Origin of the sequence: Nitrosomonas ureae (assembly GCF_900108305.1) — a bacterium.
Taxonomy (GTDB): Bacteria; Pseudomonadota; Gammaproteobacteria; order Burkholderiales; family Nitrosomonadaceae; genus Nitrosomonas; species Nitrosomonas ureae_B.
This window is the reverse complement of sequence record NZ_FNUX01000002.1, coordinates 97,577-111,396: the sequence shown is the minus strand read 5'-3', so window position 1 is coordinate 111,396 and position 13,820 is coordinate 97,577. Positions and strand designations below refer to the sequence as shown.

Sequence of the window (13,820 nt, the reverse complement as noted above, 5' to 3'; positions counted from 1 at the left end):
CGATCAAAAAATTACCGGCTCAAATTTTCCGATTATCACTAATCACCACTTCTGACTGCATTTTCGGATAGTAGTGTAAGTATATGATCTAGAGAGTGGTAACATTTTTCCACTTTTTATTGCGATACACCTTCTATACTATACTGCTCCGATCAATTACAGAGTAATACATGCGCGATTTTAAGCCGGGTCAACGCTGGGTGTGTGACGTTGATTTACAATTGGGACTGGGCACGGTTCAGACTGTTGAGCACAGAGTTGTTACCCTTATTTTTAAAGCGACGGGTGAAATCCGTTCCTATGCCAGACACTCAGCGCCATTGACACGGGTGATTTTTAAGCCTGGGGACATTATCGGCAGTTATGACAACGCTGTATTAAAAGTCACTGAAGTGCATGAACGCGATGGTTTGGCGGTTTATTCCTGCGTGAATGAAAGTGGAAACAGAATTGAGCTGGCCGAAGAGCAGCTGGCGCATCATCTGCAATTGAACCGTCCGGCAGAACGCTTATTTACGGGTCAGTTTGATCAGGACAAATGGTTCAGGATCCGCTATCAAACACTACTGATCCGCAACCGATTGGCGCAAGCGCCGCTGTACGGCCTGGTAGGTACGAGCACCAGCCTGATCCCGCACCAACTCTATATCGCTCATGAAGTCGGGCGCCGCTATGCGCCGCGCGTTTTGCTGGCGGATGAAGTGGGGCTGGGAAAAACCATCGAAGCCGGTCTGATCTTGCACCAGCAATTGCTAACCGAGCGCGCCAGACGCGTTCTCATCGTGGTGCCGGAAACCTTGATCCACCAGTGGCTGGTGGAAATGCTGCGGCGATTTAATTTGCAGTTCAGCATCTTTGACGAAGCGCGTTGCTTGGCGCTGGAAGAAAGCGAGGAAGGTGAAAATCCATTCCATAGCGAGCAACTGATTCTGTGCAGTCTGAATTTCCTACGCCAATACCCCAAACGCTTTCAAGCGGCGCTCCAGGGTAACTGGGATTTGCTGGTAGTCGACGAAGCGCATCACTTGCATTGGTCGCAGCAGACCGTCAGTCCCGGATATGCCATGATCGAGCAATTGGCGGCCTGCACTAAAGGTGTGCTGCTATTGACCGCCACTCCGGAGCAACTGGGCAAGGCCAGCCACTACGCCCGCCTGCGCCTGCTCGATCCGCACCGCTTCAGTAGTTTCTCCGCGTTTATCGCCGAAGAGCAATCGTATGAACCGATCGCTAAAGCCGTCGAAGCATTGCTCGAAGGGGGGGCATTGAACGAAGAAATTCGCCAATTGATCACCGGTACGCTCGATGCCGCGCAAGCACAAGCATTGCTGGCGCACCTGCAAGACCCTGGCGCAGATCAGCCGCAGACACTGAAAACCAGAAACAGGCTGGCGGAATTGTTGCTGGACCGGCATGGTACCGGCCGCATCTTGTTCCGCAATACGCGCGCGGCGATCAAGGGGTTTCCTGAACGCAAGCTTGTAGCTGTTCCTTTGGCATTACCTGTTGAATATCAGCAATGCCTGATCACTTTTGAAACGACCGCCCTATCAAAACCACAATTGTTATTGTGTCCTGAACTGCTCTATCAGGCCAGAGCCGAGCCGGAGCAACCGTATTGGACCGGGATCGATCCGCGTATCGGCTGGTTAAGCGCGACGCTCCGGCGGTTAAAACCGGAGAAAGTGCTGGTTATTGCAGCCAATACGCAAACCACGCGCGATATCGCGCAGGCGCTCAAGATACTGACGGGACAGCATATTCCGGTATTTCACGAAAGCATGAGTTTGATTGAACGTGACCGCGCGGCCGCTTTTTTTGCAGATAAGGAAACCGGAAGCCAGATATTGGTATGCTCGGAAATTGGCAGCGAAGGCCGCAATTTTCAGTTTTCCCATCATCTGGTGCTATTCGATTTGCCGCTCAATCCCGATCTGCTGGAGCAACGCATTGGCCGGTTGGATCGCATCGGTCAGACCGAAACCATTCAGATTCATGTGCCCTATCTGGAAAACTGCGCGCTGGCCGTGATGTTCCATTGGTATCATGACGGATTGAATGCATTCGAGAAAACCTGCCCGGCGGGTCAAACGGTGTTTGCAAAGGTGGAAGATCAGCTCATTGCCGCGCTGCATCAACGCCAAGCCAAGGCCGAAGCGCTGGCTGGATTGATCGGCGTCACGCAATCGGCGCATCAGGAATTGAACGAAGCACTCGATCGCGGGCGCGACAAATTATTGGAATATAACTCGTTCCGGCCCAGCGTAGCGGAGCAGCTCACGCACGCCGCGCGCGCGCAGGATGACGATCCGGCGCTGCCGCAGTACATGGAAACGGTTTTCGATTGCTGCGGCGTGCATATCGAAGAACACCGGGCGGGCAGTTATCTGACCGAGCCGGGCGAACACATGAGCATGCCGTTTCCCGGTTTGCAGGATGAAGGATCGGTCATTACGTATGCGCGCGAAGTGGCGCTGGCCAATGAGGACATGCATTTCCTGACGTGGGAACACCCGATGGTTACGCACGCGATGGAACGGATTCTGAGCCATGAAAGCGGCAACGCCGTGGTGGCGATGATGAAGCACAAACACGTGCAGCCCGGCACCTTGCTGCTGGAAACCCTGTTTGTGCTCGAAGCCAGCGGGCATAACGTACAGCAAAGCAGCCGCTACCTGCCGTCCGCCGTGATCCGCATTGTGCTCGATGAACAAGGCGGCGGCGACTATTCGTTCCTCGATCACGACTCGGTCAATCAACACCTGCAACCGGTCGCGACCGGCATCGCCAAACAAGTGATTCAACTGAAAGAAGACGCGATCCGCGAATTACTGGGCGTGAGCGAACAGCAAGCGGCAGCGCAAGCCCCGCAACTCATTGCTGAAGCGGAAGCCCGCATCCGGCAAACCTTCATTCCCGAAATTGAGCGCCTCAAAGCGTTGCAACAAGTGAACCCGAACGTGCGCGACGAAGAAATCCAATTCTTCGAACGGCAACTGCAACAACTGACCGCTGCGCTGCAATCCAGTAATCTGCGGCTTGATGCCGTAAGGGTGATTGTGGCGACTTGAGCCGTGATGGAAACAACTTTGGTTTCGTTTTGAAGAATGAAGATCCGTTCTCCGCTCTTCAATCCTTTGCCACAACGGTGTCGTAAAGCCCATAGTGAGACAAGCCTTGGTGGCTCTCAATACCCGTATAGCGTAGCGACGCGTCTTCGTAACGACGGAAGGCGAAGACGGCTTGGTTCATCTGCTCGGTATTAAACACCTTGAGGCGGACGAGCAGATGGAAGTCTTTCACAGTCAAGCCAGTCACGGCCAAAAACAAGTCAGGTTCGAGTTTTGTGATGACATCCTGCAACGTATTTTCGCGGAAATCGGTGAGGTACATAAACGCCGGAATGCGGGTGGCGAACTTGATCAGTTTCTCCTGAACCAGCTTGCGCTTGGACTTGTATTCCTTTTCCTCGTCGGAGAGTTCCTTCTTCTCCGTGGCTGACAAATCCTTGTCCTTCGCCTTGTTCTTAAGGTCCTTGACCTTATCGCTCTTGTTGATGATGGTCTCGATGATATTGTCGCCCAGCGCGCGCCAGCCCTCGATGCGCTCCACGGCGGCCATTGCCTCGGGGTTGTCCATGATGCGCCGGAGCGTGTCGTTATCCACGTTCACCAGCAATGCGCTCTCCCACTTGCGCGCCAGCAGCGTGGCCGAGGTGCCCGCCATCGCGATGTCGAGGATGCCGCCCGCATCGATCTGCGTCATGTTCGCGCCGTCGTAGGCCAGCACGGGCAGGAAGGACACGAGGTCCTTGACCGCGTTCTCCGGGTTCGGCTCGTTGGGCGATAGGCCAATGCCGTACTCAGAAAGTTGCCGCAGGGCGCGGGTGGGCGCGAAGTCAAACACGAAACAGACCGGCTTGAGGATTTCCTCCTCGTTCGGGTTGTCGCCGTTGGGATTCTTGATGGACCATGGCGATTGCACGCGGAACGCAGCCTGGAAGTAGGTCTCGGGTGACTGGAGGTTGCGCAGCATCAGGATGGATGACCACTGTGGCACGGTGACGCCGGTGGTGAGCTTGCCGCACGACAACGTGATGGTTTTGGTGTCGAATCCACTGCCGATGGTTTTTCGCACTGGCGGCAATGCTTCCAATCCGATTCCCGCCGCCGCTCCGGCCGCAACGACTGCATCGTAGTCATGCCAGAAGACATTGTGCTTTTCCGCCAGCAGATTGGCCATCGCATGGCAGGCCGCAACGTTGGGCAAGAACCAGAACGAGTGCTGCAGGTAGGGCAGCAGGCGCACGTCGGAATACGGAAAAGGTGGTTGCGTACCGGTCTTCAGGTGCTCGACCGATTTTTGTGCGTAACCCCCACGGATGATGTCCAGCCACTTTTGTACATCGTTCTTGTGCTTGAACTGTGCCGTTCTGTCCGTACCCGATGCCTCGAAGAACGCGTTGAGATCGAACTCGTCAAACTCGCCGCCGCTCGCAATGGCTAGCAGTTCATCCGGCATCTGATAGGTCAGCAGCCGCATCTGCGGCAGCGCACCGTAGGGGTTGCGCTGGCTCGGATTCGTGGCGGTGAACGCTTCCTTGGCACGTTGTTCGTCGGTGTAGGTCCAGTTGAATATCTGCTCTTCGATGAACTCGCCGGTCGCCAGCGCCTTGAACGGTGTTCCGGATAGATACAGATAAGCCTTGGTGGTGATGGGTAGAAACTCGGCTTCCTTCTCGGAAAGCACAGTGAGGTCTTCGTTCATGCCCTCCAGACCGGTGGCATATTCAAGCCTGGCCTCCTTCTTTGCGACGGCCTCCTCCTCGCCCTCGAACAGTTCCTTCGCGGTGTCGCGCCACGCCCCGAAATGGTATTCGTCGAACACCACAAGGTCCCAGTTCACCGTGTGGAGCCATTCGTTCTTCGCTTTGATGTTCCCCGCCGCATCGCGGCCGAGCAGGTCCTGGAAGGAGCCGAAATAGACAACCGGCATTTTACGGTCTGCTTGCGTTGGATCGCTGTCGGAGTTGCGAGAGAGATATTGCCAGCCGTCGAAGTCCACGTGAGACTCAAGGTCAGTCTGCCACGCATCTTCGACGGCCGGCTTGAAGGTGACCACCAGCACGCGCCTGGCACCGAGCTTCCTGGCCAACTGGTAGGTGGTGAAAGTCTTGCCGAAGCGCATCTTCGCGTTCCACAGAAAACGCGGAGCGGCGTTTTTGTTTTCGCTCCAGATTGACTGGTAGTAGTCAAAGGTCTTGTCCACGGCATCGGCCTGCTCCCGGCGCATCGGGAAGGTTTCGTGATGGGATCCCGCGAAGCGCTGGCCGGTACGCAGCTCGGTGAGTACGGTTTTTACATCCTTGACCGAGCAGCGCATCCACTCCAGCTCGACGTTCTCGAAACCTTTCCTGACAAGTGCCGCGCGCACTTCGTGATCGCTAAAGAGGGTGCCGTCGCCGCGCTCAGCAGGCACATCGAGTTCGATCCTATAATTTTTGATAGCTGCGGTCTTGAGCTGCTCGGCGATGCGCTGCTTCACGTCGCGCGTGGTCTGCCCGACCTTGAGGAGCCCCGTGTGCGCCGCGTCAGCGATCGAGTAGGCGTAGAGGCGCGGCCGAACTCCAGGCTTCGGTGCGAGAATTTCCTCGATGGTTTTACTCATCCTCGACTTCCATAGGTCGTATCAGTCTCTCGATATAGGCAACCTCATTATCCGTAAGCTCATATTTTTCGTACAGCCTCTGATCAGTCCATGCCGTTGAGAAGTCCTGAATCGGTACGAACTGGTAGGCCGAGCGCGCGAGATCTTGTGCGGACGACCGTACGGTGATGAGGTATCGAAAGAATCTCGTGACAACATATGTAAAGCAGTTTCGCGCTTCTTTCTCTGTGTCGTATGCACCGAGGAGTATGTATGTCTCTGTGACCACAGAACCTGGCGGAATGACCCCCGACAGCGAGAGCACTCGCCGCTGCCCGTTCTTGTCAACTTGACCGGCGTGTTCCGACGATGACTTGGAGGTAAATATTTTCCACTTGTCGATCAGGTCTTTGCCAGTCGTTATTTCAGCGCGAGATGTCCATGCTCGTCCTCCACTCTGAAGGACGAGCACATCATGTTTTGACGATTTTTTCTCCACTCCCCTGAAGAACGTACGCAGTCCAAATGGTTTTTGCGAACTGACCTGTTGATCGAAGCGCTTGTTTTTAGGCAACACAAGCGAATAATCCCTGCTGTGCTGTGCTGTGCTGTGCTGTGCTGTGCTGTGCTGTGCGGCGCGCTCTATCTCAACAATCTTCTTCAGAATCGGCAGCGAGCGATTGCTGCGAATGAAGACTTCCACACCTTTCTCAAGAAGCAGTCGCACGGACTCTGACGACTCCATACCATGCCCAAATTCGACTACGCGGCACTCGCCAGGATTGTCCCTGTCCCAGGTGAAGTAGCAGATGCCACCTGCGACATCGACACTGGGGAACACCTGACGGCTATCTGGATAGTCAACTAGCTTACGAATCCTTTTGTCGTTGAGCATCGTATTTCGGAACTCATCCAAGCCGCGGCCGCCGAAAAGCCAGCGAGATGGAATAACCATCGTAAGAAAACGTGGCTCCAATGCCTTCGCCTGTTCAACGAATTTGTGATAGATCGGCATGGCGCTCGCACCAAAGCCACCGTCATCCAACTGGTAAGGCGGGTTGCCAATGATGACATCGAATTGCATATTACCTCCAAACAACTCGGTCATCCGAGTCTTGATGTTGTCTGTGTGAATGAACGCGTAAGCGTGGGTTTCCAGCGCCTCGCCGCGATCCAGCGCCGCCTGACTCGCACTGCAGTACGCGCATTTGCCATCAACCCATATGTGCTCGATGCGCTCAAACCAGATGTTACCCGCGTCACTCGTGAAGGATTGGGCAATGGAGTGCTGTCCATTGGCGTGCTTCGAGCAATACACGCTGCGCCGCGCCAGCAGGCTGGTGAGATGCGTGATGCCGATGCCGAACACCTGCCTGGTCAGGATGTGATTGACGCGCTTTTCGAGATCTGGAATCTCGTTGGCCAATCCACTGGTCAGACGGCTGGTGATTTCCCGCAGGAACACGCCCGATTTGGTGCACGGGTCGAGGAATCGCACCGTTTTGTCCGCCCAGAGGTTTGCCCCGTTGTGGCTGGCCGCCCATGCCTCGGCAAGCGTATCCAGCATCCTGTTGGCGAACTCTGGCGGGGTGAAGACTTCGTCGTTAGAAAGATTCGCAATGCAGGTCAGTACATCCGGGTTACGACCTCGCAGGGTAAAAGAAGCCTGACCGTTCATGCATTCTCCTTTGCAGCATTATCGCTCGCCATGCGAGCAAGCTCACGAACGGTCATCGGCGGGTAAGCCATAATTGGTGTGAAAATTTCATGCTTGGCAAACAGCGACCCCTGTTCAACGTGGTTCGACATACCAGTGAGGACGTCGAAGCGAAAATCGCGACGTTGAAACTTGCCCTTACCCAGATAACCCCATTCGGCAAAGGTAATCGGCTCTTTGCGGCTGGTGCACATCGTCAAGGCATCACCATGGATTAGATTCTGCGTTAACACATAGGAAGCAGTGCAATAGATGTCATCTGATTCCTGCGTGTTCAGGTAGTCGGCAAAGATTTCCAGCATGTTTTCCCTGCATTCGGTGATGTTGTCTGCCAGAAGCTCGATCCCGTAGATGCTCATCAGTGCCAGCAGCGCATAGTGCTGTTTTTCGAAGTCAGATTTCCCGAACTTGCACTCGACGGCCGCGAGCTTGCGCTGCAAGACCTTGACAATAAAATTACCGCTTCCGCAGGCCGGTTCCAGAAAGCGGGAATCAATGCGCTCCGACTCGTCCTTCACGAGGTCGAGCATGGCATCGACCAGCCACGCGGGAGTGAATACCTCTCCGTGGTCGGCAACGCGCTTTCGAGACTTAATAAGGTTCATGGGCAAAAGGCTTTGGGCGATAGCTTGTGGGTAATTTGAGAGTATGCCTGACCCAGCTTCGATAAAGAAAATATATTCATGCCAAATATCCATAAGCGGTGACGGCATTGTCATCCCGCGTCAGCAACTGCATCAGTTTGGGATGAATGAATAATTTCTCGCGCCCCACGGTTCTTTCCTCCAGTACGCCGATTTCCACCAGTTGCTTGAGATAGCGCGAGGCGGCCTGGCGTCCGGCGATGTGTTTCTCGACCAGATTCTGAATCCGGCAGTAGGGCAGATCGAAGATCAGATCGATCAGTTCTCGGCTGTAGATTTTTGGTGCCGCTTGCTTTACATGGTTAATCGTCAATCCCGACAAAGTACGGATTGCGGCGATTTTGGCGGTGGTCCAGCGCGCGGTGTCTTCGATGCCGTGCAACAAGAAGATAATCCACGGTTCCCATGCCTGGTTGCGTGTGACATCGAGCAACAGGCGGTAATACTCGGTTTTGTTCTTGATAATGTAGCGGCTGAGGTAAAGAATCGGCAGCGTCAATAAATTTTCCTGGATCAGGAACAAGCTATTCAGCACGCGCCCGGTGCGGCCATTGCCATCGGTGAACGGATGAATCGCTTCGAACTGGTAATGCCCAGCCGCCATGCGGATTAGCGGATCGACATCGCGTGCCTCATGCAGGTAGCGTTCCCAGTTGGCCAGTTTTGATCTCAGCAAATCTTCTCCAACAGGCGGGGTATAAATCACTTCACTGGTGGCCTGATTGGCCAGCGCCGTTCCGGGCACACGCCGCACCTGCATGTCCATTCCCTTGATGCGGGTGCATACTTGTTCTGCAGTGCGAGTATTCAGCGGGTGTTGCTTTAGTGCTTGAACTCCTTCCAGCAGAGCGCCGCTATAGCGCAGGGCTTCGCGCGTGGCTGGGTCGGCGTGTTCCCCGGTGTTTTGGAACTGAAACAATCGATCCGTCGTGGTGACGATGTTCTCGATTTCCGAACTGGCTTGGGCTTCGAGCAGTGGCAGGGTATTGATCAGAACGCCTTGATTGGGAATGAGTTCGGCAGCCTGCTTCAGTTCCGCCAGTGCTGCGCGGGCCGCGATGCACTGCTTGAGCACCGTGCGCGTTTCCAGTTCAATTGCCGGAGGTAAAAGAGGAAGGTCGTTGTAAGGTTGATCCGGACGCCAGGCAGTCATGGTTTAATTTTTGCATTTTTGCGACATGTGATCAGTTTATGTCGTTCGCAGCGACAGGTCAATTAAATATGTCGCAGATTTTAATTTTTTGCGACATATCAATTAAACATTGAAACGGAAATGCATCACGTCACCGTCCTTGACGACATATTCCTTGCCTTCGAGGCGCATCTTGCCGGCTTCCTTGGCGCCTTGTTCGCCGTTGTAGGTAATGAAATCCTCATAACTGGTTACTTCGGCGCGGATGAATCCTTTTTCAAAATCGGTATGAATGACGCCGGCCGCCTGCGGGGCGGTATCGCCTTTGTGGATGGTCCAGGCGCGGACTTCTTTGACGCCGGCGGTGAAATACGTTTGCAGTCCGAGCAGTTCATAGCCTGCGCGTACCAGGCGGTTGAGTCCGGGTTCTTCCAGATTCAGGTCGGCTAAGAAGATTTGTTTGTCGTCATCGGACAGTTCCGCGATTTCCGCTTCCAGCGCGGCGCAGATGGCGACCACCGGTGCGCCTTCCCGAGCGGCGTATTCCTGCACGCGGGTAAGCAGCGGATTGTTTTCAAAGCCGCGGTCATCGACATTGGCGACGTAAATCGCCGGTTTGGCGGTCAATAAACATAGCGGTTGCAACAAGAGTTTTTGCTCTTTATCCAAGTCGAGCGTTCTGGCGGGTTTGCCCTGGTCCAGATGCGCTTGCACCGTTTCCAGCAAGGCGCACAATTTGATCGCATCCTTGTTGCCGGATTTGGCCACCTTGGATTCGCGCTGAATGGCTTTTTCTACCGTGGCGAGATCAGCCAGAGACAGTTCGGTTTGGATCACTTCGATATCGGAGATCGGGTCGACCTTGCCGGCGACGTGCACGACATTGTCATCGCTGAAGCAGCGCACCATGTTGACGATGCCGTCGGTTTCGCGGATGTTGGCGAGAAACTTGTTGCCCAATCCCTCGCCTTTGGAGGCTCCGGCGACCAGTCCGGCGATATCGACGAATTCGACGATGGCCGGTTGCACCTTCTGCGGCTTGACGATGCCGCTGAGCTTTTGCAGACGCGGATCCGGCACTTCGACAATACCGATGTTCGGATCGATGGTGCAGAAAGGATAATTTTCAGCGGCAATGCCCGCCTTGGTCAAAGCGTTGAACAAGGTGGATTTGCCGACGTTGGGAAGACCTACGATTCCGCATTTTAGACTCATGGTCTGATTCTCATGAATAGGGATTAAATAACGATTGTGTGAAAGCTTTGCCGCGTTGTTATGTCTTGGTATGTAATTTCATCATGGCTGCCTCACAGGCACCTTGTGCGATAAGCGGCCAGACATCCAGGCTTCTTTCAATGGATTCATCGATGAGCTGCGCTTCTTCTTTTCTCGGCGGGTGTAATACATAGTTCACAACTGCATCACGATCACCCGGATGACCGATGCCGATGCGCAACCGCCAGAAATCCTGCGTGCCCAGTTTTGCCGCAATATCCTTAAGCCCGTTATGTCCGCCCAGACCTCCGCCTTTCTTCAGTTTTGCGGCACCCGGCGGCAAATCCAGTTCGTCATGTACCACGATGATTTCGCCGGGCAGAATTTTGTAAAACTGACACAGTGCGGATACCGCTTGACCGCTGCGGTTCATGAAAGTCTGCGGTTCCAATAGCCATACATCGATGTCTTTCTGACGGATTTGTGCGCATAAACCGTGAAACCGGACTTCCGCTTTCAGCGGGGTGTGCAGCATTTGCGATAATCGATTCACCCACTCAAAACCGGCATTATGGCGTGTCCCCGCATATTCCCTGCCTGGATTACCCAATCCAACGATAAGTTTCATGAAATGATGTCAAGCTGCAGTGTGTTAATCCGGTTGCTGAAAGTGGATTTAGAAACAAGAATCTGCCGGTATGTCGCTTAATCCCGGCAGATGAATCAAATTCCCAGCAGATCAGCCTGGGGGCTTGTCTTTGCTGGAGACTATGATTTCTCGGCGCTTGCTGTCTCACCGGCAGCTTCTTCAGACAGTACCGATCTTGGGATGACGATGGTTGCGACGGGTAAATCGTCACCTTTGGCCAATGCGACGGTCTCCACGTCTTTAGGCAATGCCAGGTCGCTCAAGTGAAGTGTATGCCCTGCTGTAAGCTCTGCCAGGTCGACTGAAATAAATTCAGGCAGATCACCGGGAAGACAGGTGATGTCCACTTCGGTCAGGATATGCGTAACAATTCCGCCAGAGGTTTTTACGCCCGGTGAAATTTCTGCATTGATAAAGTGCAATGGAACTTTCATGTGTATTTTCTTGTTTTTGTCGATTCTCTGAAAATCCACATGCAGTACCTGTTTTTTGAAAGGATGCATTTGCACATCGCGCAATAATACGGGTTCTTTTTTCCCCGCAACGCTTAATGTAAGAATGGATGCATGAAATGCTTCCAGCCTGAGCTTATGAAACAGATCATTATGATCCATCTCGATGGATTGCGCTGCCTGCTCGCCACCATAAATGACTGCTGGCACTTTACCAGAACCACGCAGGCGGCGGCTCGCACCCTTTCCCTGCAATGTGCGTTTGTCGGCACTGATTTCTATTTTCATTTTTACTGCTCCATGTTGATGGCTTGTTCGCGACCAAACAAGCCGGTTAAAAAATCGGTTTATTCCATAAATAACGAGCTCAATGAGCTTTCATTGCTGATGCGCAGCATGGTTTCCGCCAGCAGATTGGCAATGCTTAGCTGGCAAATGCGATCACACGCCATCGCATCGTTGCGCAGCGGTATCGTATCCGTGACCACCAGTTTATCCAAGGCCGAGTTCTGAATGCGTTCCACCGCGCTGCCTGACAGAACGGCATGGGTCGAATAGGCCAGGACGGTTCGCGCACCGTGTTCTTTTAATGCTTTTGCCGCTTCGCAGAGCGTATTTGCGGTATCTACCAGATCATCGATGATGACACAGGTACGATCCTTGACTTCCCCAATGATATTCATCACTTTCGCTTCGTTGGGTTTAGGGCGCCGTTTATCGATAATGGCCAAATCACATTCCAAACGCTTGGCCAAGTGCCTGGCGCGCACTACTCCGCCAACATCCGGTGAGACCACGATCAGATTCTGATAATTATGTTTCCAGATGTCTCCCAGCAGAATCGGCATGCCATAGATATTGTCCACGGGAATATCAAAGAAACCCTGGATTTGATCCGAGTGCAGATCCATGGTCAATAACCGGTCAACGCCAACAGTAGTCAGCATATTGGCTACCACTTTGGCGGTGATCGGCACGCGCACCGAGCGGGGTCTTCTGTCTTGCCGCGCGTAACCAAAATACGGGATTGCAGCAGTAATGCGACTCGCAGATGAACGTTTTAAGGCATCGACCATCACCAGTATTTCCATCAAACTATCACTGGTCGGCGCGCAGGTGGATTGCAGCACGAAAACATCCTTTCCACGCACATTTTCAAGGATTTCCACCATGACTTCACCGTCACTGAAGCGCCCTACATTTGCCCGCCCCAGATGAATGTTGAGATGCTTCACAACATCCTGAGCCAATTTAGGATGCGAGGTGCCGGTAAAAACCATCAAACTGTCATAGGACATGTTTTTTCTTCGTTCTTTGAGCTAATTAGCTGGAAAAGGGAGCATTGATTTATCTTGTCAAACGGGCTGCTTTCAACGATCCGCCGTCAGATTTGACTATTATATATGTATTAAGAATCAATGAAATTTATACAAACTGGCAGGGGAGGTAGGGATCGAACCTACGAATGCCGGAATCAAAATCCGGTGCCTTACCACTTGGCGACTCCCCTATATCTTTATTTTATGTCTGATGCAACGGATGGCAGTCCAGCCCTCTTGCCATAAAGCCTGTCATACTATCAGGAATGCATTCGAAAACAGCCTGCGCTGCTGCTTCAGATGCAAACTCAGCAAAAACGCAAGCACCCGATCCGCTCATCGCTGCTATTGTAGTATTTTCTTGCCGCTTTAGCCACTCCAAACAACGCGCAACTTCCGGGTATAGCCGACAAACCACTCGTTCCAAGTCATTATGGCCTTGCCAGACAGAAAAGGGCGGTATTTTGATAGGAATCGTGTTGCGTGTCAATTCTTTACTTGTGAAAGTTTCAGCGGTCGATACTTGTACTGGCGGTATCAGGACGACATACCAAGCGGGCGGTAATTCAATCCCGGTCAATTTCTCACCGATTCCTTCGGCGAAAGCATTTTCTCCAAAAATAAAAACCGGAACATCGGCACCTAGCTGCAGCCCTAGTTCGAGCAATTGTTGCTTGCTCAAATTAACCTTCCATAAATGATTTAATGCCAACAGTGTAGTGGCTGCATCCGAGCTGCCGCCGCCCAGACCGCCACCCATCGGGATCCGCTTTTGCAAAAAGATGTCAATGCCTTGCGTGGTTCCGGTTTTTTGTTGCAGCAGCCTGGCGGCGCGTACGCATAGATCCCTTTCTTCCGGTACGCCGGCAATCGGATTATGGAGTTTGATGATGCCGTCCGGGCGCAATGCAAAACTGAGCTGATCAGAAAAATCTATAAACCGGAAAACGGTCTGCAATAAATGATAGCCATCCTGTCTGCGGCCAACGACATGTAAAAAAAGATTCAGCTTGGCGGGAGCAGGAAATGTAGGCATGAATAATGAT

Annotated in this window: 10 protein-coding genes and 1 tRNA gene; 1 reads left to right on the top strand and 10 read right to left on the bottom strand. The window is 53.2% G+C overall.

From position 1 onward, the window contains the following. The first annotated feature begins 170 nt into the window (after positions 1-170). On the top strand, positions 171-3,071 hold the full coding sequence (gene rapA / locus C4S39_RS01955) for an RNA polymerase-associated protein RapA (protein WP_103965378.1): 2,901 nt from the start codon (positions 171-173) through the stop codon (positions 3,069-3,071). Positions 3,072-3,129: 58 nt separating this feature from the next. Here rapA and C4S39_RS01950 read toward each other — a convergent pair whose 3' ends face one another. The 10 genes from C4S39_RS01950 to ispE form a co-directional block, all read right to left on the bottom strand. Beyond that, positions 3,130-5,667 (bottom strand): DEAD/DEAH box helicase family protein, encoded by a 2,538-nt coding sequence (locus C4S39_RS01950; protein WP_103965377.1) that lies wholly within the window; start codon positions 5,665-5,667, stop codon positions 3,130-3,132. Beyond that, complete coding sequence (locus tag C4S39_RS01945) at positions 5,660-7,324, bottom strand: Eco57I restriction-modification methylase domain-containing protein (protein WP_103965376.1); 1,665 nt, start codon at positions 7,322-7,324, stop codon at positions 5,660-5,662. Before C4S39_RS01945 ends, C4S39_RS01950 begins: the two co-directional genes overlap by 8 nt. Beyond that, positions 7,321-8,061: an SAM-dependent methyltransferase gene (locus C4S39_RS01940; RefSeq protein WP_258039233.1), complete on the bottom strand. Its 741-nt coding sequence runs from the start codon at positions 8,059-8,061 to the stop codon at positions 7,321-7,323. Before C4S39_RS01940 ends, C4S39_RS01945 begins: the two co-directional genes overlap by 4 nt. Continuing rightward, on the bottom strand, positions 8,045-9,160 hold the full coding sequence (gene fic / locus C4S39_RS01935; protein WP_103965375.1) for a protein adenylyltransferase Fic: 1,116 nt from the start codon (positions 9,158-9,160) through the stop codon (positions 8,045-8,047). The genes C4S39_RS01940 and fic overlap by 17 nt, the downstream gene beginning before the upstream one ends. Positions 9,161-9,262: 102 nt before the next feature. After that, entirely contained in the window at positions 9,263-10,354 is a 1,092-nt protein-coding gene (gene ychF / locus C4S39_RS01930; RefSeq protein WP_103965374.1) for a redox-regulated ATPase YchF, read from the bottom strand. A 58-nt stretch (positions 10,355-10,412) separates the two neighbouring features. Then, complete coding sequence (gene pth / locus C4S39_RS01925; RefSeq protein WP_103965373.1) at positions 10,413-10,982, bottom strand: aminoacyl-tRNA hydrolase; 570 nt, start codon at positions 10,980-10,982, stop codon at positions 10,413-10,415. A gap of 140 nt (positions 10,983-11,122) precedes the next feature. Next, positions 11,123-11,743: a 50S ribosomal protein L25/general stress protein Ctc gene (locus tag C4S39_RS01920; RefSeq protein ID WP_103965372.1), complete on the bottom strand. Its 621-nt coding sequence runs from the start codon at positions 11,741-11,743 to the stop codon at positions 11,123-11,125. 59 nt (positions 11,744-11,802) lie between these two features. Next, entirely contained in the window at positions 11,803-12,753 is a 951-nt protein-coding gene (locus C4S39_RS01915; protein ID WP_103965371.1) for a ribose-phosphate pyrophosphokinase, read from the bottom strand. A 137-nt stretch (positions 12,754-12,890) separates the two neighbouring features. Then, a tRNA-Gln gene (locus C4S39_RS01910) sits at positions 12,891-12,965 on the bottom strand. Positions 12,966-12,976: 11 nt separating this feature from the next. Then, entirely contained in the window at positions 12,977-13,810 is an 834-nt protein-coding gene (gene ispE, locus C4S39_RS01905; RefSeq protein WP_103965370.1) for a 4-(cytidine 5'-diphospho)-2-C-methyl-D-erythritol kinase, read from the bottom strand. Between the last annotated feature and the right edge of the window lie 10 nt (positions 13,811-13,820).

Excerpts from the sequence above, each read along its gene's own strand:
- C4S39_RS01920 (WP_103965372.1), bottom strand. The coding sequence starts at position 11,743 with ATGAAAATAGAAATCAGTGCCGACAAACGCACATTGCAGGGAAAGGGT.
- pth (WP_103965373.1), bottom strand. The coding sequence starts at position 10,982 with ATGAAACTTATCGTTGGATTGGGTAATCCAGGCAGGGAATATGCGGGG.
- fic (WP_103965375.1), bottom strand. The coding sequence starts at position 9,160 with ATGACTGCCTGGCGTCCGGATCAACCTTACAACGACCTTCCTCTTTTA.
- ispE (WP_103965370.1), bottom strand. The coding sequence starts at position 13,810 with ATGCCTACATTTCCTGCTCCCGCCAAGCTGAATCTTTTTTTACATGTC.
- C4S39_RS01950 (WP_103965377.1), bottom strand. The coding sequence starts at position 5,667 with ATGAGTAAAACCATCGAGGAAATTCTCGCACCGAAGCCTGGAGTTCGG.
- C4S39_RS01915 (WP_103965371.1), bottom strand. The coding sequence starts at position 12,753 with ATGTCCTATGACAGTTTGATGGTTTTTACCGGCACCTCGCATCCTAAA.
- C4S39_RS01940 (WP_258039233.1), bottom strand. The coding sequence starts at position 8,061 with ATGGATATTTGGCATGAATATATTTTCTTTATCGAAGCTGGGTCAGGC.
- rapA (WP_103965378.1), top strand. The coding sequence starts at position 171 with ATGCGCGATTTTAAGCCGGGTCAACGCTGGGTGTGTGACGTTGATTTA.
- C4S39_RS01945 (WP_103965376.1), bottom strand. The coding sequence starts at position 7,324 with ATGAACGGTCAGGCTTCTTTTACCCTGCGAGGTCGTAACCCGGATGTA.
- ychF (WP_103965374.1), bottom strand. The coding sequence starts at position 10,354 with ATGAGTCTAAAATGCGGAATCGTAGGTCTTCCCAACGTCGGCAAATCC.